Below are 18,426 nucleotides of genomic sequence, written 5' to 3' on the forward strand. Positions count from 1 at the left end.
CCAAAATTAGATTGTTGCATTTTTATACAGTGCATGTAATGTGAGTGAGGTCAGGGTTATATTTTTCAAGGGGGGGGTAAGAAGGCAGGCGCCTTCTTAGTGTTATCTTAGCCAGCCTTTGTTTATTGCTTTGTGGCTAATAGCTAATAGTAAAAGAGCGATAGTAATTACGAGTATTGGCATAAACACGGCGCTTGCGCCAATGAGCTCAATACTATTTATAACGACAAAATTATAAAACTGTTGTATAAAAATCGCTAATGTAGAAAGTGCAAATACGCTGCGAGCTAAGGCTTTCTTACACAGCAGTAATATACAGCCTAACGTTCCGCCAAATACTGCAATAGCAAAAGCAAAGGTTGACCACAGTGGAATGTTTGAATAGGCAGCTTGTTGTTCTACAGGGAGTTTACTGATCATTTCAGGAGTCATTAGCATCTGCATAACAAAGGCTATAATCCCAAGTAAGTTCCAAACAAGCGCCGCCCATGCAACGCTTTTCAGCCAAGTTGGCAAAGTGTGAGTTGTCATAATACCCTTTTTTAATTGTTATTATAAAAGAGTAATTAAAGACAGCTATTGCTTAATTGACAAGTACTTTTTAATTTAACCAAATGAAATAGGGCGACGACCCGTTTTTTCGTCCACTTTTGGCTTTTTCGTGCGTTTACGTTTACTTTTAGAAGGAGTTGCTGCTTGCTCAGGTGATTTAGCAGTTTCAGGTTGTGAGCTTTCTGTTGGTCGTTGTGCGGGGGTTGCGTCTTCACTCAAGGTTAATTGAAACCATTCACCATCAAACTCAAGTACATCACCACTGTATAATTTTTTCCGTTTTATTGTACATATTTCATGGTTAACGCCAACATAACCTTCAGTAATTAAATTTTTTGCTTGGCCACCACCTTCTACTAAATCAAGAACTTTGAGTAGTTTGCATAGTTCAATAGGTTCTTCTTCTAATTCAATTTCAATGTATTCGTCGTTCATGTTTGATCTCAGTGAGGTAGGGCATAGTCTTTATTATAAAGGCTTAGAGCGAGTTTTGCACTATCGCTTAATTGGCAATTAAAAACTCTTATCTGAAATTTAAAACTTTTCTAGTCTTTCTCACGTATTTAAAAAAACTGTAGTATTTTAGCGTTAAGCTCCAGCTTTCAAATCTGGCCTGTTATTTGCCAATAGATGTTTCAAATTTATATCCGCTAGATAGCAGCAACCGAAGTGTAAATGTTATTACACTGATTATGGAGTAGAAAATGGGCGTAAGATTAGCAATGAGAAAAGAGTTAATGGGGTTGAATAACTCAGATATGTTAACAGCCGATGATGTCAGAAACCACCTTACAAAAACAGTTAAGCAGCGCTCACCAAATATTGAAAAAGGGTTTTCAGTGATTTCTAAGTTTAACGATAATCACAGTCAGCTTGTCAGTGGTGACAACAACAAAGAGCGGTTGCTTAAATTTGAGCGCCATCGTTTGTTCAAAGATGTGTTGTATACCCGCCAAAGTGTTGATGCGTGGTTAAACAGCCAAATCAATTAAGTTGCTTTTAATGGCTGCCTCCAATAGACTACAAGTGTAATCAATAGGGGCAGCCATGAAAAGCGGACTTTTAACATTCATCTTTCTCGTACTTTTGGCAGCATGCCAACAACCCACCGTTTATATCTTTAGTGAAAACCTTCAGGATGAACAGCGAAAGCAGCTTGATGCGGCGTTAAAAGCACAATCATTACCTTATGAGTATGTTGATATTGGTGTGCCGAGAGAGTTTGGCGCAGCTACATTGATGTTAGCAAGTGATAAAATCCTCCGCGCGCAGGCGCAGCAATTAACGGTCATTATGCAAGAGTTGGGATACCAACCAGAAGTAAGTTATACAACACGTGCAAATCACTTTTATGATGATGGTAATATTGGTTTTTATTTAAAAAATAGTGATCCGGATGAAGCGTTTACTATGCCGAAAAACGTACGCACCACTGAGTGTGAAAAGGATGAGTATAATGATTTAGCGGTGAGCTTCACTGATCAACATGCCCAGTTCACCTTAACCAGCGGGGCAAAAGTGACATTTAAATGGGAGTATTTATATGGTTACTTAGTTATTTACTACCATAATTATTCGCAAGCATACAACCACACTCAGCCATTGATCAATACACCTTTTGGCGCCAAGCCATCAGACACATACACTATAACGGCTTATGTTAATAAGCCCAGCTGGCTAAATTGCTCATTACAAGTCGTTTATATGGATTAATGCAGATCTAACCATGGTTTTCAATATGCTCACTCAGCTTTGCAATGCGCTCGCTCATTCCTTCAATTATACGGTCTTTAATTTTTTCGCGAATAACATTGGGTAATCGTGTTAACGCTTCTGGGGTGACAGCTAATACAATAGTATCGCACATTGCACGGGCGCTGGTGCTTCTAGCACGGTTATTAATAAACGCACCTTCACCTATAAATTCACCGGGCTCAATTGTGCCTAAGTCGAGCAAGTGGCTATGCCTAAAAATAACAATTTTGCCGCTCAATACAATATAGAGCTGTTTATCGTTATCAAACTGCTTAAACACAAAACGGTTTTGTTGCACTAAATATAAGTGGCTAAATGATTCAAGCAATATTTGTCGTTCGTCTAAGGTAAACTCTTTAAAAAAGTTTAGCCTGTTGATGATCTCCATTTGCCTTATTAATGGAATATGTTCAATTAACTTCATAGAAATAGGTCATTGCTGTTACTCGCTATCAACTAATATTGCGCTCTTTTAACTTACGGGTCAATGTATTGCGGCCCCAGCCAATTTTAATGGCCGCTTCTTGCTTATGCCCTGCACAGTTAGCTAATGCTGTTTTTATTAAACGAGTTTCTAATTGTGCTTGAATATTCGGCCAGATATTCTCTTTGCCTTGCTTTAACTCTTGATTGAGCCATTGCTGGAAAGAATCAAGCCAGTCGCCTTCTTGTTGAGTAGCTTCAGCTTCAAGTATTTCAGGCGGTAAATCTTGTTCACTTACCAGCTCACCAGGCGCCATAACAGTTAACCAGCGACAGGTGTTTTCAAGTTGTCTAACGTTCCCCGGCCAATTAAAAAGACGCAATTGTTCTGTGGCTTTAGGACTGAGTATTTTACTTTCTACTTGTAGGTCTTTTGCGCTTTTATGTAAAAAGTGTTGCGCTAAACGCTCGATATCTTCAGTGCGTTCACGCAAAGCGGGTAGGCGTAATCTCACCACATTTAAACGATGAAATAAATCATCTCTGAATTTACCTTGCTTAACAAGATCTTCAAGGTTTTGGTGTGTTGCCGCAATAATACGTACATCAACTTTAATACTTTGATGACCACCTACGCGATAGAACTCGCCATCAGCAAGCACACGCAGTAAACGTGTTTGCACATCAAGGGGCATGTCACCAATTTCATCTAAGAATAAAGTGCCGCCATTGGCTTGTTCAAAGCGACCTTTGCGCACGGTGTCGGCGCCGGTAAATGCGCCTTTCTCGTGGCCAAAGAGCTCAGATTCAACTAATTCTTTTGGGATTGCCGCCATATTTAAGGCAATAAATTGATTTTCTTTGCGAGGGCTGTGATTGTGCAAGGCACTTGCAACGAGCTCTTTACCTGTGCCTGACTCACCATTAATGAGTACGCTCATACTCGATGCTGACAGCTTACCAATTGCTCTAAAAACCTCTTGCATAGCAGGCGCTTCACCAATAATGTGCGCACTTTTTGGAGGGGCAGCTTTACGCTTAGTTTTCTTTGCTGAGTTTGCACGACAAGCACTCTCAACCAAAGCGACCGCTTCATTTAAATCAAATGGTTTTGCCAGATATTCAAAAGCACCTTTTTGGAATGCGTTGACCGCTGAGTCTAAATCTGAGTGGGCAGTCATTATGATCACAGGTAATCCAGGGTTTTGTTCTGCGATTAACTCTAGTAATGCCATGCCATCCATACCAGGCATACGTACATCAGAGACAAGCACGGTTGGTTGGCTAAATTTAAGTGCCGTTAATACATCTTGTGCATTAGCAAAACTTTCAGTATTAAATCCTGCGCGCGAAAGCGCCTTTTCTAAAACGAAGCGAATAGACGCATCATCATCAACAAGCCAAACTGTTTTCATGGCGACTCCAACCGATTAATCCACAAAAGGCAGATATATATTAAATTCTGTGTGACCAGGCCAGCTATCGCATTCGATATAGCCGTTATGTTGGTCTATAAGAGTTTGCGCTATTGAAAGCCCTAATCCGGATCCTCCTTCTTTGTTGGTGATCATCGGATAGAAGAGAGTCTCTCTAATACTGCTATCTATTCCTGGTCCGTTGTCTGATATTTGGATCAGCAGTGCTTTTTTAGGCGCTTTTCCGGGCCTGCGCTGTTGATGGTTTATGCGTGTTTTTAGCTTAATCACACCTCCATCAACAAGTGCTTGCTGAGCGTTGCGAACAATATTTAATACCACCTGTTGAATTTTCCCTTGATCTATATAAACGTCGGGAATGCTCGGGTCGTAATCTTTTTCTAAGCTAATATTGTTATTACTATCAAGTGTACTTAATTTAACAACCGATTCTAACGTTTGGTGAATGTTACCGTATGTCTTTTTTAGTAACTGATTCGGCCCTAACAATTTATCTACGAGCTCACGTAAGCGATCGGCTTGTTCAATTATAAGTTCAGCACATTGGTCTCGCTCTTGCTGATCAACCTCATACTGCAATAATTGCGCCGCTCCGCGTATTCCACCAAGGGGATTTTTTATTTCATGGGCAAGACCCCGTATTAAGTTACGTGCAGCTTGGTATTGGTGCATCTGATTGGAAGCTTGGTCGTGGCGAATTTCATCATCTGTTTGACGACATTCAAATAAAATATAAAACGCATCATCAAGCTTTACACGTCGTGCGCTAATGGCTAACTTTGCATGGCGAGAATCTACGAACACCACGTCAGCTCTATGCTGGTGGCAATCTACTCCGTCTATAAGTGAGTAGTGAGCTATACGTTTAAGGTCTACAGAGTGGTAGTTAAATAAACTATCGAAAGGTTGGTTGAGCATCCGTTTTGGGCTGAGCCCTAATAACTCACTGGCGCTGTCGTTTACATAAACAAGGGTAAAATCTTTGTCTACCAAAATCACGGCTGTGGTTAGGTTTTTCCAAATACTGGCGAGTAACTCAGGATTAAATTTTTTATTATCGGGCATGTTGCACCATTTTAGTGCGTTGATGATAAGGCCAGCTTAGCATAGTTTATTTATCAGCAAGCGCGATAAAAACGACTCTACAGTTTATAATGCTGACTGCCTATGCATAAAAAAGACACTGCTTGGGCTCACAGCGATGATCTTACCCTTGGGGTCAAATAGCTTAACCTGTAAAGAATGTTCACCTCGGTCAACATTACGAAGCGCAAACGTATTAGTTGCACTTGGTTGAGCATGTGCGATTCCATCAACGAATAATTGAACTTTAAAGTCACTTTCAAAGCGAGGGGTTACGCGACTATTTACATAGACCGAACCGGTATTCTCTCGGATAGTTTGCTCATTTTCTGGCGATGCTATTTCTATCTTAAAAGGTTTTATAGCAGTCGGCTTAGTTTCATTTAAAATACTGGTATCCGTTGTTGGCATTGAGAGAACTTGGCTTGTTAGTTTGACTTCCACCGCCCCAGGTCTGGGCGTGTCTGAAAAAACGAGTACGCCATTTTTATCTTTCCACGAATAAATCTTCTTATCACCAGCATGACTGTAAAGACTGAATAATATGATTATCAACAAACCAATAACGGTAATCTTCACTTTTAGGCCAGCCTTGCACTTCAAAAAAACTGCTTAAACTTTAGTGGAAAAAATTACTTTTTGCCATAAAAAAAAGCCCGACAAGCGGGCCTTGAGAACACACATTAAGACTTGTCTATGACCTAGACAATTCTATCTACAACGCATTAAACACTGTAGTACATTTCAAACTCAACTGGGTGAGTTGTCATGTTAAGCTTTTCAACTTCTTGAGACTTAAGATTGATGTATGCATCGATTAAGTCATCAGTGAATACGCCACCTTGCGTTAAGAATTCACGGTCAGCACTAAGTGCTGCAAGCGCTTCGTCTAATGAAGCTGCAACTTGTGGAATTTCAGCTGCTTCTTCTGCTGGTAAGTCGTATAAATCTTTGTCCATTGCATCGCCAGGGTGGATCTTGTTTTTGATACCGTCAAGACCAGCCATAAGCATTGAAGCAAATGCAAGGTAAGGGTTAGCAGTTGGATCAGGGAAGCGTACTTCGATACGACGACCTTTTTCTGATGGTACCACTGGGATACGGATTGAAGCAGAACGGTTACGTGCTGAATATGCAAGCATTACTGGTGCTTCAAAACCTGGTACTAAACGCTTGTAGGAGTTAGTTGACGCGTTAGCAAAAGCGTTGATTGCTTTAGCATGCTTGATGATACCACCGATGTAGTAAAGTGCGTCTTCAGAAAGACCGCCGTACTTGTCGCCTGCGAATAGGTTAACGCCATCTTTTGCTAAAGATTGGTGACAGTGCATACCTGAACCGTTGTCGCCAACGATAGGCTTAGGCATAAATGTCGCTGTTTTTCCATATAAATGAGCCATGTTATGAATAACATATTTCATTTCTTGGATTTCATCAGCTTTTAATACCATAGTGTTAAAGCGAGTAGCAATTTCGTTTTGACCAGCTGTTGCAACTTCGTGGTGATGCGCTTCAACAACTTGACCAAGCTCTTCAAGCACTAAACAAGTAGCTGAACGCCAATCTTGTGAAGAATCAACTGGTGAACATGGGAAGTAACCGCCTTTAACACCTGGACGATGGCCTGAGTTACCGCCTTCGTAATCTTTATCAGAGTTCCATGCAGCTTCTTCAGCATCAATTTTATACATTGAACCTGACATGTCAGTTTTATATTTAACGTCATCAAATAGGAAGAACTCTGGCTCTGGGCCGAAAAGCACAGTATCAGCGATACCAGTAGAACGCATGTATTCTTCAGCGCGTTTTGCAACAGAACGCGGGTCGCGCTCATAACCTTGTAATGTAGATGGCTCCACAACGTCACAACGAACGATTAATGTTGCTTCTTCTGTGAATGGGTCAAGCTTTACTGATTCAGCAACTGGCATTAATACCATGTCTGATTCATTGATGCCTTTCCAACCTGCGATTGAAGAACCGTCGAACATTTTACCGTCTTCAAAGAAGTCTTCATCAACTTGGTGATGAGGAATAGAAACGTGTTGCTCTTTACCTCTAGTATCTGTAAAGCGTAAATCAATGAACTTAACGTCATTTTCTTTAATAAAATCTAAAACCGATTGTGACATGTGTCCTCCAACTGTTGGGTTTTATTATTGCTGCATAACTGCTTTTGAGTTTAAGTAAGCTGATTTTGTGCCAGTTTTATAACCGATTGTTTATAGTGCGGAAAAATAAAAACACCTGAAATACTAATAAACAAAAGCACCAATTTGGTGCGTAAATGTTGCTTTTTGGTGCAATGTTTACGATGCGTGTTTGCTGACAATTTAATCACTTGAAATTAGCATAACCTAAATGCGAAAGACTTCCAAAAATATCCTAAAAATAGTCAATATGACCAAAGTGAGCTAAATAATTGAAATTTAATTCATATATTTGTCATATATAAAACAGATACTTAGTAAAAGTATTGAGAAAGTTTTGAAATTTATATTGGATAAACTTTCATCCATGTCATTAATGAGGGATAATATGCGCCCTTTTAAATCCTATGCTGGGACATCTGGTGAAAACGCAGATGAGTGCGTAGATCTTGCAGGATCAATGAGAATAAACTTCTCTGAGTAAATATATGAGCATCGAACAGTTAAGAAATATAGCGATTATCGCGCACGTTGACCATGGTAAAACAACTTTGGTTGACAAACTACTTGAGCAATCAGGTACATTAGAAACACGCGGCGGTAACGAAGAGCGCGTGATGGACTCAAACGACATTGAGAAAGAACGTGGTATTACCATTTTGGCTAAAAACACGGCCATCTCTTGGAATGACTACCATATCAATATCGTAGATACCCCGGGACACGCCGACTTTGGCGGTGAAGTTGAACGCGTACTTTCGATGGCTGACTCAGTATTATTACTTGTTGATGCTCAAGAAGGTCCAATGCCACAAACGCGTTTCGTAACGCAAAAAGCATTCGCGCAAGGCTTAAAGCCAATCGTTGTTATCAATAAAATTGATAAGCCAGGCGCTCGCCCAGATTGGGTTATGGATCAAATCTTTGATTTATTCGACAACCTTGGCGCAACTGACGAACAGTTAGACTTTAAAGTAATCTATGCATCAGCTATCAATGGCTGGGCAACACTAGATTTAGACGAGCCATCAGACAACATGGAACCTATGTTTAAGATGATCGTTGACGAAGTATCACCACCGGATGCAGATCCTGAAGGTGACTTCCAAATGCAAATCTCTCAGCTTGATTACAACTCGTATAAAGGTGTAATCGGTATCGGCCGTATCAAACGTGGTTCTGTTGCGCCTAACCAGCAAGTAACGATTATTGGTGCTGACGGCACTACTCGTAACGGTAAAATTGGTTCAGTTCAAAGCTACCTAGGTCTTGAGCGTATTGATACAGATAAAGCTTTCGCAGGTAACATCGTAACCGTTACTGGTCTTGGCGAATTGAAGATTTCAGATACTGTTTGTTGTCCTAACAATGTTGAAGCGTTACCACCACTGAGTGTTGATGAGCCAACAGTAACAATGACGTTCTCTGTAAATAACTCTCCGTTCTGTGGTAAAGAAGGTAAGTTCGTTACATCACGTAATATCCGTGAGCGTTTAGACAAAGAATTAGTACACAACGTTGCACTTCGTGTTGCAGATACTGATAACCCAGATAGCTTCCGAGTATCGGGCCGTGGTGAGTTACACCTAGGTATCTTAATCGAAAACATGCGTCGTGAAGGTTACGAGCTTGCTGTATCTCGTCCAGAAGTAATCTTACGCACTGTTGATGGCGTGTTAGAAGAACCGTATGAAACACTAACAATTGACTGTGAAGAAGAGCACCAAGGTTCTATCATGGAGCAAATTGGTCTTCGTAAAGGTGAACTGACTGATATGGCACCAGATGGTAAAGGCCGTATGCGTATGGACTTTATGATCCCAAGCCGTGGCTTAATCGGTTTCCAAACCGAGTTCATGACGTTAACATCGGGTTCTGGTTTACTATACCACACGTTCGATCACTACGGTCCACATAAAGGTGGCGAGCTAGGTGTTCGTAAGAACGGCGTAATGATTGCTAACGCAACAGGTAAAGCACTGACTAACGCATTATTCAACTTGCAAGAACGTGGTCGTTTATTTATCGGTCACGGTGTTGAAGTATATGAAGGTATGGTTATCGGTATTCACAGCCGCGATAACGACCTGACTGTTAATGCACTTAAAGGTAAGCAGCTTACTAACGTTCGTGCATCTGGTACTGATGAAGCACAAACACTTACACCAGCACTTAACTATTCACTTGAGCAAGCGCTTGAGTTTATTGCTGATGATGAGTTAGTAGAAGTAACACCTGAGAACATTCGTATTCGTAAACGTCATTTAACTGAAAATGAGCGTAAACGTGCGGGTCGTGCTCCTAAATCATAATCTATTAATTTAGAAAACAATGATTTTAAAAGCCGCTATATTGCAAAATACAGCGGCTTTTTTGTTTTTAAAGCAAGAGAAACTTTCAGTTTTTAGTTATTAGTATTGAGCTCTAAAAGCGCAGTGCCTCTTAACCTTTTTGTGAATAATTTACTTAAATATTTTTTGCACAAGGCGAAGAGCATGAGAAGTGAAAGAGTGAAAGCTAAAACAGCCTATAATGCGAAGTATCTATAATTGTTGGTAGGGTATTTTTTCGTTGGGTTTCGCTGCGCTCAACCCAACCTACACACAAACTCACATCAATTTTTTTGGTAGCAAAGTGATTTTGCCAAACACGTCGGCATCGATATAGCCGAGGTTGCGGCTGCCGTTAACAGGCTGTACTTCGTGTGAACCCATAAAGTGCTCACGCACTTTACTGCCGTCGTTATCGCAGTAGGCGAGCATAAAGCCGACGACTTGCTTTGGCGTTAATTTAAGCGGGGTGTTTTGCGTGCCTTCTTGATAGTCATTTGGGTAGAGCTTTATTGCCACTTCCCAAGTTATATTGTAGGGAGCGCTCGTATTACGCTGCCAGCGACTGACTAAGTGGTCTGTGTATAAGTGAGGCTTTTTATCTGGACCGAAATCTGCGGCTTGGTTGTCAAGACCAATATGATAGGCAAATGCTGTATGGTTAAATTGATGGTTACCGCCAGATGCGTCACTATCTATAAACACTTCTAAAGTATCATCGTCCCAGTATTTTTCGGTTGGATCTGGGTGTGTATCAATTAGTACATCATCAACAATATCGGCTTGCAAGTATATATAATCTTCATCCCATAGTAATCGGTAGCGACCTTTAAAATCCTTATCTGAGCTTGGTAGGGTGCCATCCATAAGGTATGGCATGTTTTGCCAAGTAGCTTTGTCCCAAGCGCTTTCAGCAACACCATCAATATTAATAGGCGTGGATGTATGTTCTACATCAATAGCGATAGCTGCATTACTTATCAATAAGCTTGAAATCAGTGTGAATGCTTTCATGTTATTCTCAAATATTTATTTTTATTAATATTGTCTGAAACATGGTTTGATAACAACAAGTAAAAAGGTACGGCTGCTAAATAACACCTGTAGTTACCAGCATATGGTAAAAACAAATTTTTACATTTTTAGTATCAAAAGTAGGTAAAATCATTGTGTTGCTTAAATTTATACACATTCAAGGAATTATTGTGGCTAAAGCGTTACCCTTAGTTATGGTTGTGTTGTTATCAGGTTGTACTTCTTCACAAATGATGAGGTCGGGTTGTGATTTTGTTGCTGGCGGCGCGCAAAGCCAGCAGCGACAAGCGCAAAACCTTGCTATGGATAGGACAGATACAAATCAAGAAATGAATGTGATTAATGGTTTTTTTCAGATGCTACTGGGGCCCATCAACCGTTCACTTGGTGATGATGAATGCAGCACAGAAGACGATGATAATATGTATTCAAACGTGGCTTTATAAAGCGACGCTTTCTCCTTCATTAAGAATATAAAGTGGCGTTTGAGCATCCATTTCATCGTACATATGTAGTAAACGTAGTAGTGCTGAATGACTGCTGTGATCGCCCATTTTCCAACTTGAATTACCATATCCCCATGGGATCATGACTTTACAGTTAAGGTCTTGTGCTGCACTCAGCGCATCCTCTGGCGTGGTATGAACGTAGCGATACCAGTCGCCACTTTCTTCATGGTAATAAGAGGCTATGGGTATTAAACAAATATCAATTTCACCATATTTCTGCTCAATATCGCTAAAATGCTGCGAATAACCTGTATCACCGGCAAAAAATAGTGTTTTACCATTTTGTTCAAGTAGCCAGCTACTCCATAGGTCTTTATCGTTATCTTCGTAGATAAACGGCACTAAAACACGACTACTAAAATGGTGTGCAGGCAGTGCATGAATGGTTAAGTCATCGACCTTGGTTTTCGCATACCAAGCCATTTCGCTAATATTAAAGCCACCCGTAGGAAAGTTATCTGCCATACCCAGAGGTGTTAAATAGCGAGGTGAATTACCAAGTTCTTCAATATCTGCTTTATTAAAATGATCATAATGAATGTGCGAATACATCACAGCGTCTAAGTTATTTATTTCGCTGTTTGTGAGCCAATCGCCAGGTTTACGGTAAAATCCAGAGGCGAGTCTAAAGGCTAAATCAACGGGAGAATCAAATTGCTCTTTAACTGGATCAAATACCACTTGTTGGCCGTTGGGGGTTTTTACCATAAACCCTGCATGCCCGAGCCAACGAACAACGAAACCAGTTTTTAGTGGAGGATTTATTTGTTCGCCTTGGTATTGGCAGTTTTCGGCCTCTGCTTCGCAAACTAAGCTAGGGTTTTTTGGGTAGCAGTCACTTTTACAGCTAATGGGATAAGTTTTTTTACCGGGGTACAGGTTATGATAGCGGCCAGCTCGTTCACCATCTTTATGAAGTGGTATAACGGTATCTGGACCAGCAATGATCTGCACATGATTTGCGGCACTACACGCTGCTAATATGCTCGAAGCGATAAGCAAACTAAAGGTACGTATTTTCATTGGTGACTGTGTTTATTATTATAATTTCTTAAAGTGTACCAAAAAAAGCTAACTAAAAAACATTTCAAAAGTAACAAAAAATAACAATAAAAAGCCTACAAAGTGCAGGCTTAAAGTGTTTTGTCTCGTCAACTCGAAGTTGATTTATCCCGCTTTATTCATCTGCTCAATGAACTTATTAGAATCAGCGATAGATTTATTCATGTCATCCATTAACACTTTGATGTCGCGTTTAAGGCTAGTAAATTCACCTTGTATAGCAGTAACAGCTTGTGCATTAAGGTTATGCTTTAAGTATAAAACATTATCTCGTAGTGATGATAATACAGGTTCCATTTTGCTTTCGGCATTACGCATTGAGCGCAATAACTTTTCAAAGTCGCGCTTGGTTGAATTAAGTTGCTTATTGCTTTGACGTTTTAATGATGCGTTCGTATATTGCTCTAATTCATCAGCCCACTCGTCAAATAATGCCTCTGCCACGTCCTCAACTTTATTTATATTAGTAGTAACATCATTAGCTGCTGAAAGGCTTGACTCGTAATCACTATTAAGTTGGTCATAAGCTTCTTTTAGGTCGCCGCCATCAAAGTTAATAAGGGTAGATAAACGATCTAAAGCTGATTGGAATTCTTCTTGAGACTCTTCCTGAGAGTCTTTAGTTTCTTCAACGCGGTCAACCAAAATATCACGTTTGTGTACACCAACTGATTCCATGGCAGAATAATAAGCAGATTGGCAACCCGTTAAGGTCATTGTTAACGCAAGTAAGGGGGCGCTAAGTACTGAAAGTTTTTTCATTGAGATCCCTTTTAATTCCCGATTAGTTTTTAAATTATGTGGCGGATTGCTATGATAATCAAAACTATTTTGCAAAAAGTTAACTTATGAACGACAGGGTAGCACATTATAAGCATCAAGCTGGCTCATTTTTACGCCAGCAGCCGGGCTGGTGGATGCAATATCTTAACCGCTGCATTGATGACCAAATCACAGTCAATGCAGGCTATTTAGCGTATGTAACATTGCTCTCATTAGTGCCTTTAATTGCGGTTGCAGTGGCTATATTTTCCGCTTTTCCTGGTTTCGAAGAAACGCGAGTTGCAATTGAAAACTTTTTGTTCACTAATTTTGTACCAGCATCTTCAGATGCAATAAGAGAACATGTGAGTTCATTTGCAGGTAATGCTAACCAGATGACAGCAGTTGGGGTGAGCTTTTTAGCAGCGATAGCGTTGTTGCTGATGAAAAATGTTGATGCGACGCTCAATCGCATTTGGCGAATTAAAAAGAAGCGTCCTTTGATGATTTCACTATCTGTATATTGGATGATTTTGACCTTAGGCCCGGTTTTGTTAGGGGCCAGTATCGGTATTTCTTCGTATATTGTTTCTTTAGTTTCATTTGCAGATCAAGGAATTCCGGGCTTTAGTGGTTTTTTAATAAAACTTTTACCCTTTATAATTTCTATGGCTGGCTTTATTTTGCTCTATACTTTAGTTCCAAATACACCTGTTCCATTTAAGGCTGCGATCCCCGGTGCTATTTTTGCTGCGGTTTTGTTTGAGTTAACAAAAAAAGGGTTTGCTTTGTATATTAGTCACTTTCCATCCTATGAGTTAATTTATGGGACAGTGGCAACCATCCCAATTTTGTTTGTTTGGGTATACCTTTCGTGGACGGTCGTGTTACTAGGTGCAGAGTTTACAGTGTGTATTAGCCCTAAGAATGTCGAAGATACACCCGAGATCCAACTTGAAACGGACTCATCACACACATAACATTTGCACCGCTGATACAGGAGTCAGCGTTATGCAGTTATACCCAAGCGTTACCCCGTATAATGACTTTCATCTGAGTGTAGGTGAGGGTCACCAGCTTCATGTGCAAGAATGTGGTAACCCTAATGGGCTTCCTGTAATTATTTGCCATGGTGGCCCTGGGCTTGGTTTGAGTCGTGATAATTGTCTTTTTTTTGATCCCACTCGTTATCGTATTATTTTATATAGTCAACGTGGTTGTGGCCTGTCTACTCCTCACCAAGTAAGTAAGAATACCACTGACCATCTCATTGAGGATTTGAATTATCTCAGGCAATCGTTGGGTATCGATAAGCTATCGCTTTGTGGTGCATCATGGGGCGCAACGCTATGCTTACTGTATGCAATTAAGTATCACAAGCACGTTGCAGGACTTATACTACGCGGTACATTTTTAGCGACTCACGCTGATTTTCAGTGGTTATATGGCCCAAATGGTGCTGCGGCACAATTTTACCCTGAGCTTTATCAAGACTTTTCACAGGGTCAACCTGATGTGAAAAGTATTTTGGCGTTTTATAAGCAGCATTTATATGGCAATGATCAAATTAGTACAAGCCACTATGCAAAGCAATGGTGTCAATGGGAGGCTTTATTATCACAAGGAAAACAGTCACCGCAGTGGACGCTAAATTGCCCTCAGCAAGGCCTTATTATGGCTCGTTTAATGGTGCATTTTTTCATCGCGAATTGTTTTATTGATGAAAGCTATATTGTAAAAAATAGCCATAACTTACATAACATCCCCATGTGGTTTATTCACGGAAGACACGATTTAGTCTGTCGTTTCAGTGCAGTACAACAGTTTGCAAAACAGCTTAATGCACAGTTATTTGTGTTAGATGAAATTGGGCATGGTGTTGATAATCAGGTATATTTGTCTGCAGTGCGGCGTGCTGCCGATCTTATGTCTATCAAATTATCGAGGAATAAATGCAAGGATTAATTCAGCGGGTAAAACACGCTAAAGTAGAAGTAGATAACCGTGTTACAGGTCAAATTCAACAAGGGATTTTATTGTTATTAGGCGTTGAAAAGCTCGACGATAAATCAACCGCAGATAAACTGCTGCATAAAGTGAGCAACTATCGTATTTTTACAGATGAAAACGATAAAATGAATTTGAGTTTAAAGGACATTCAAGGTGAATTGCTGGTTGTATCGCAGTTCACATTAGCGGCAGATACCAAAAAGGGTATGCGACCTAGCTTTTCATCTGCAGCAACGCCAGATCAAGCACGTGAGTTATATGAATACTTTGTGAGTCAGGCACAGTCTCAAGGAATAAAAGTCGCAACGGGTGAATTTGCCGCCGATATGCAAGTGAGTCTCTGTAACGATGGTCCAGTAACCTTCAATTTAAAGGCCTAAGAGGTTTATTTACTTATCATGACAATATGATTTGTGTAGTCTGGTATTTTTTCAATATTGGGGGGCTTGCCAAACGTAGTGCTCAAAAGTTGCTCAAGTTGTTTGAGCTGTGATTGATGAGCTGATAAAAAGTTAATAAATAAATGTCCGTCGGTGCTAAGCGCATCCCGTATTTTTTCATAAAAAAGGTGTTTATATAAAAAAACGGGTGCATCTAATTGGCTAAAGAGATCAAGAATAATCCAATCATATTGTTTGTTCTGACCAAGCGCTGCTTGAGCGTCAGAACACTTTAAATTACTGGCATGGGCACAATCAAAAAAGCGCTTATAACAATCAATAATGCTGGAATTCTTTTCAATAGACGTGAGTTGGCAATCAGGATGAGTGTGTTGTATGTAATTGCGAATTGCGCCAGCGCCTAGCCCAAGTTCAAGTACTTTTTTAGGGGGTTGTAAAGGCTGCCACAATTGCGCTAAATACTGTAGATGCGGAAACAGCAAATGGCTTGGATGACTTTTTTCAACGACGGATTGTAATATATCGTTGATGAGTAACCAGCGAAACTGCTTGTATTGGCGAACTTGAATGCAATCAACGCCATGTTTATGCCAGTAGATGAGCTGTCCGATGCGATGGCAATCTTCAATAAAGCTTTGCTTTACAATGCCGGCGCTTACAATTAAATTTTCCATATACGTAGCTTAGACGAGTCAACCTAAACCGCCACCCTGTTAAGTTCGTTTTACAGTTAAAATCGGGGCTCACCAAAGTCGTATTCCAAGTTTTTAAAAGATAGCGTATGGTAGGTCGCAATAAAAAAACGCTGCTTTATGTTATCTATCGATCTTAGATACGCTAAATGCGGTAATAGAACTACAGGAGAATATATGTTTCAGGTAACTACGCCACAAAGCAGTGAAGATTGGCAGGCATATTATCAATTACGCTGGCAGGTATTACGCGCACCTTGGCAGCAGCCGCGCGGCTCTGAACAAGATGACTTGGAACAGGATGCTGAACATCGGTTTATAAAAAATAAATCGGGTGAAGTGCTTGGTGTTGCTCGTTTACATTTTAATAATCAGCAACAAGCGCAAGTACGTTACATGGCGGTTGCTGAGGGTAACCGTAATCAACATATTGGCAGTCGCTTATTGCATGAACTAGAAAAAATAGCGTGGACGCAAGATGCTGATGAGTTGGTGTTATTTGCACGTGAACGCGCATTAGAGTTTTATAAGCGCCATGGCTATGAGTTAAAAGAAAAAGCTCACCTAGCTTACGATGATGTGCAGCACTTTAAAATGATCAAGCAAAAGCCGTCTGAACCTGGCTGGTTCCGTCATCCTAATTGGACCCAAGTGTTACAAAATACATGGCGCGAATCGATTCCAATTAGTGATGCGATGGGAATTAAAGTTGAAAGCTATACTGATTGGCAATTTACCACCCGCGCTGATTTAAACGCCAACCTAAACCTACATAATACGATGTTTGCAGGTTCTATCTATAGCTTAGCGACGTTAACAGGTTGGGGCGCAACTTATTTAGCGCTTAAAGAAGCCGGTCTTGAAGGTAATATTGTGCTTGCTGATGCCAATATTAAATACTTAAAACCACTTAATAACGATCCTCGTGGCTGTGTTGATATTAGCGCTTGTCAAGGCAAGTTGGCTGAGCTTGAAACAACGGGTAAAGCAAGTTACCAAGTCCCTGTCGCCATTTATGATGGAGATGTGTTAGTTGCTGAGTTTGAAGGCATATTTAAAGTTATTAAGTAACTAAGAGAAGAATAAGGCCAAGCGATTGCTTGGCCTTATTGTTTAGAGTAAATCAGTTAATAAAATACCCACACCTATGCGCTCAATATCCGCGTTGTAATCGATTAAGCTTTCGCCATAGCCATTAAAGTATTGTGCATAACCTCTTAATCGGCCCCATAGCGGGAATGACCAGTCAAGCTGGATCGCACCGCGGTTATCTGAATTTAAGTTATTGCGTGTCATAAAACTAAATTCATGCTCTTCGTAGCGATAAGCGCCACCAAACTCAAAATAGCCCATATATTTGTATATATCTGGGTTATCGTCGCCCTTGGCTTCCATAGGATCTTCTTTTCTATCTTCAGGAATGCGGTACCAAGGCTTGAAACTAAATACAAAGCCATCTTTCTCCCATAAGAAATCAGCATAAATTCGATTCCATGAACGAGAGTTAGGCTGGCTACGACCATTTGATTGATGCACCATCCCTATCGTTATCGCCATTTCATCACCCCAAAGTACGTTTTCAGGGTCAAGGTAGTTAATCCAAAAAATTTCAGGCTCATAGTTTGTTTCGCGAAATGGCGATGAAATTTCGTTGTTATAAAACTGCCAAAATGACTGCAAGGTAAAACCAAAAAATACAGTTTGATCGTCATCTGCAAAATCATTATAGAGCGGTACTTTAATTGAAAGTTGGTACTTCACTTCTAGGTTATCAAGCTGCTCGCCACTGGGCTCGTCAGATAGCTCATTTAGTTGACCAAAAGGGCGAGTATTTGGGTTTGATACATAGGATAACGGCAGCAAATAGTTACGCTTATGAGGCGTAATAACATTGCGATTTTTTTGACTTACTTGTTCACGTGCTTTGCGTTTATCAAGGGCTGTTATTTGCTTACTTTCATCCAAAGCAGAACATTTTTTTCGAAGCTGTGCTAGGGTTTGATTTTCGTCCCCTGCGATTGCTTCGTTTAAGATACATTGTTTTACTAATTCAATATCACTGTCTTGTTCGTTTGTCTTTTTTGGGTCGGCTTGTTGTGCCAACACGCTAGTTGATAACAAAGTAGTAAGTAAAATCCCATTGCGCCAAGTCATTATTATTCCTTTGGTAAACTAAATAGAGAGTCTAAGTGGAGCTGGTGGACTTGTGCCACTGTTTAAGCGGCT

20 protein-coding genes are annotated in these 18,426 nt (G+C 40.3%); 8 read left to right on the plus strand and 12 right to left on the minus strand.

The features are described from left to right. Positions 1-102: 102 nt before the first annotated feature. Positions 103-531, minus strand: coding sequence for a hypothetical protein (locus ACFI4Z_RS13240; protein WP_462671002.1), 429 nt, complete (start codon positions 529-531; stop codon positions 103-105). A 75-nt stretch (positions 532-606) separates the two neighbouring features. Next, entirely contained in the window at positions 607-987 is a 381-nt protein-coding gene (locus ACFI4Z_RS13245) for an RNA-binding S4 domain-containing protein (RefSeq protein ID WP_462671003.1), read from the minus strand. A 269-nt stretch (positions 988-1,256) separates the two neighbouring features. Here ACFI4Z_RS13245 and ACFI4Z_RS13250 point away from each other — a divergent pair, with 269 nt between their 5' ends. Together ACFI4Z_RS13250 and ACFI4Z_RS13255 are read left to right on the plus strand one after the other, a co-directional pair. Continuing rightward, positions 1,257-1,544, plus strand: coding sequence for a hypothetical protein (locus ACFI4Z_RS13250; RefSeq protein ID WP_462671004.1), 288 nt, complete (start codon positions 1,257-1,259; stop codon positions 1,542-1,544). Positions 1,545-1,599: 55 nt separating this feature from the next. Continuing rightward, positions 1,600-2,265, plus strand: coding sequence for a hypothetical protein (locus tag ACFI4Z_RS13255; RefSeq protein ID WP_462671005.1), 666 nt, complete (start codon positions 1,600-1,602; stop codon positions 2,263-2,265). A 7-nt stretch (positions 2,266-2,272) separates the two neighbouring features. On the opposite strand, the gene ACFI4Z_RS13260 is transcribed toward ACFI4Z_RS13255, so the two are convergent. From ACFI4Z_RS13260 to glnA, 5 genes are all read right to left on the minus strand, one after another. Further along, the gene (locus ACFI4Z_RS13260; protein WP_462671006.1) at positions 2,273-2,731 is read right to left on the minus strand and encodes a Crp/Fnr family transcriptional regulator; all 459 of its coding nucleotides are present in this window, start codon (positions 2,729-2,731) and stop codon (positions 2,273-2,275) included. A gap of 28 nt (positions 2,732-2,759) precedes the next feature. Continuing rightward, positions 2,760-4,145 carry a nitrogen regulation protein NR(I) gene (gene ntrC / locus ACFI4Z_RS13265; RefSeq protein ID WP_462671007.1) on the minus strand — a complete coding sequence of 462 codons (1,386 nt, stop codon included), beginning with the start codon at positions 4,143-4,145 and terminating at the stop codon, positions 2,760-2,762. 15 nt (positions 4,146-4,160) lie between these two features. Next, positions 4,161-5,231 (minus strand): nitrogen regulation protein NR(II), encoded by a 1,071-nt coding sequence (glnL, locus tag ACFI4Z_RS13270; RefSeq protein WP_462671008.1) that lies wholly within the window; start codon positions 5,229-5,231, stop codon positions 4,161-4,163. Between the two features lie 84 nt (positions 5,232-5,315). Next, on the minus strand, positions 5,316-5,828 hold the full coding sequence (locus tag ACFI4Z_RS13275; RefSeq protein ID WP_462671009.1) for a DUF4124 domain-containing protein: 513 nt from the start codon (positions 5,826-5,828) through the stop codon (positions 5,316-5,318). Between the two features lie 146 nt (positions 5,829-5,974). Further along, positions 5,975-7,381 (minus strand): glutamate--ammonia ligase, encoded by a 1,407-nt coding sequence (gene glnA / locus ACFI4Z_RS13280; protein ID WP_462671010.1) that lies wholly within the window; start codon positions 7,379-7,381, stop codon positions 5,975-5,977. Between the two features lie 506 nt (positions 7,382-7,887). Here glnA and typA point away from each other — a divergent pair. Further along, entirely contained in the window at positions 7,888-9,711 is a 1,824-nt protein-coding gene (gene typA / locus ACFI4Z_RS13285) for a translational GTPase TypA (protein ID WP_462671011.1), read from the plus strand. 297 nt (positions 9,712-10,008) lie between these two features. Here typA and ACFI4Z_RS13290 read toward each other — a convergent pair whose 3' ends face one another. Further along, positions 10,009-10,743 (minus strand): CBM9 family sugar-binding protein, encoded by a 735-nt coding sequence (locus ACFI4Z_RS13290; protein WP_462671012.1) that lies wholly within the window; start codon positions 10,741-10,743, stop codon positions 10,009-10,011. A 191-nt stretch (positions 10,744-10,934) separates the two neighbouring features. Here ACFI4Z_RS13290 and ACFI4Z_RS13295 point away from each other — a divergent pair, with 191 nt between their 5' ends. Further along, positions 10,935-11,210, plus strand: coding sequence for a hypothetical protein (locus ACFI4Z_RS13295; protein ID WP_462671013.1), 276 nt, complete (start codon positions 10,935-10,937; stop codon positions 11,208-11,210). On the opposite strand, the gene ACFI4Z_RS13300 is transcribed toward ACFI4Z_RS13295, so the two are convergent. Both ACFI4Z_RS13300 and ACFI4Z_RS13305 read right to left on the minus strand, forming a co-directional pair. Next, the gene (locus ACFI4Z_RS13300) at positions 11,205-12,296 is read right to left on the minus strand and encodes an MBL fold metallo-hydrolase (protein WP_462671014.1); all 1,092 of its coding nucleotides are present in this window, start codon (positions 12,294-12,296) and stop codon (positions 11,205-11,207) included. The two genes, ACFI4Z_RS13295 and ACFI4Z_RS13300, sit on opposite strands and share 6 nt — an antisense overlap. 144 nt (positions 12,297-12,440) lie before the next feature. Further along, positions 12,441-13,097, minus strand: a complete 657-nt coding sequence (locus ACFI4Z_RS13305) for a DUF2959 domain-containing protein (protein WP_099295467.1) — start codon at positions 13,095-13,097, stop codon at positions 12,441-12,443. 86 nt (positions 13,098-13,183) lie between these two features. Between ACFI4Z_RS13305 and ACFI4Z_RS13310 the strand changes: the two genes are divergently transcribed. The 3 genes from ACFI4Z_RS13310 to dtd are packed head-to-tail and all read left to right on the plus strand — an operon-like array spanning position 13,184 to position 15,487. After that, a complete protein-coding gene (locus ACFI4Z_RS13310; RefSeq protein ID WP_462671015.1) occupies positions 13,184-14,077 on the plus strand; it encodes a virulence factor BrkB family protein in 894 nt (297 codons plus the stop codon). Positions 14,078-14,108: 31 nt separating this feature from the next. Next, positions 14,109-15,062, plus strand: coding sequence for an alpha/beta fold hydrolase (locus tag ACFI4Z_RS13315; protein WP_462671016.1), 954 nt, complete (start codon positions 14,109-14,111; stop codon positions 15,060-15,062). Next, complete coding sequence (gene dtd / locus ACFI4Z_RS13320) at positions 15,050-15,487, plus strand: D-aminoacyl-tRNA deacylase (RefSeq protein ID WP_462671017.1); 438 nt, start codon at positions 15,050-15,052, stop codon at positions 15,485-15,487. The genes ACFI4Z_RS13315 and dtd overlap by 13 nt, the downstream gene beginning before the upstream one ends. A gap of 5 nt (positions 15,488-15,492) precedes the next feature. Here dtd and ACFI4Z_RS13325 read toward each other — a convergent pair whose 3' ends face one another. Continuing rightward, positions 15,493-16,182 (minus strand): spermidine synthase, encoded by a 690-nt coding sequence (locus tag ACFI4Z_RS13325; protein ID WP_462671018.1) that lies wholly within the window; start codon positions 16,180-16,182, stop codon positions 15,493-15,495. A 195-nt stretch (positions 16,183-16,377) separates the two neighbouring features. Here ACFI4Z_RS13325 and ACFI4Z_RS13330 point away from each other — a divergent pair, with 195 nt between their 5' ends. Continuing rightward, positions 16,378-17,271 carry a bifunctional GNAT family N-acetyltransferase/hotdog fold thioesterase gene (locus tag ACFI4Z_RS13330; RefSeq protein WP_462671019.1) on the plus strand — a complete coding sequence of 298 codons (894 nt, stop codon included), beginning with the start codon at positions 16,378-16,380 and terminating at the stop codon, positions 17,269-17,271. A 42-nt stretch (positions 17,272-17,313) separates the two neighbouring features. Here ACFI4Z_RS13330 and ACFI4Z_RS13335 read toward each other — a convergent pair whose 3' ends face one another. Continuing rightward, the gene (locus ACFI4Z_RS13335) at positions 17,314-18,354 is read right to left on the minus strand and encodes a phospholipase A (RefSeq protein WP_462671020.1); all 1,041 of its coding nucleotides are present in this window, start codon (positions 18,352-18,354) and stop codon (positions 17,314-17,316) included. Between the last annotated feature and the right edge of the window lie 72 nt (positions 18,355-18,426).

Source organism: Pseudoalteromonas sp. RWi3 (genome assembly GCF_054960735.1).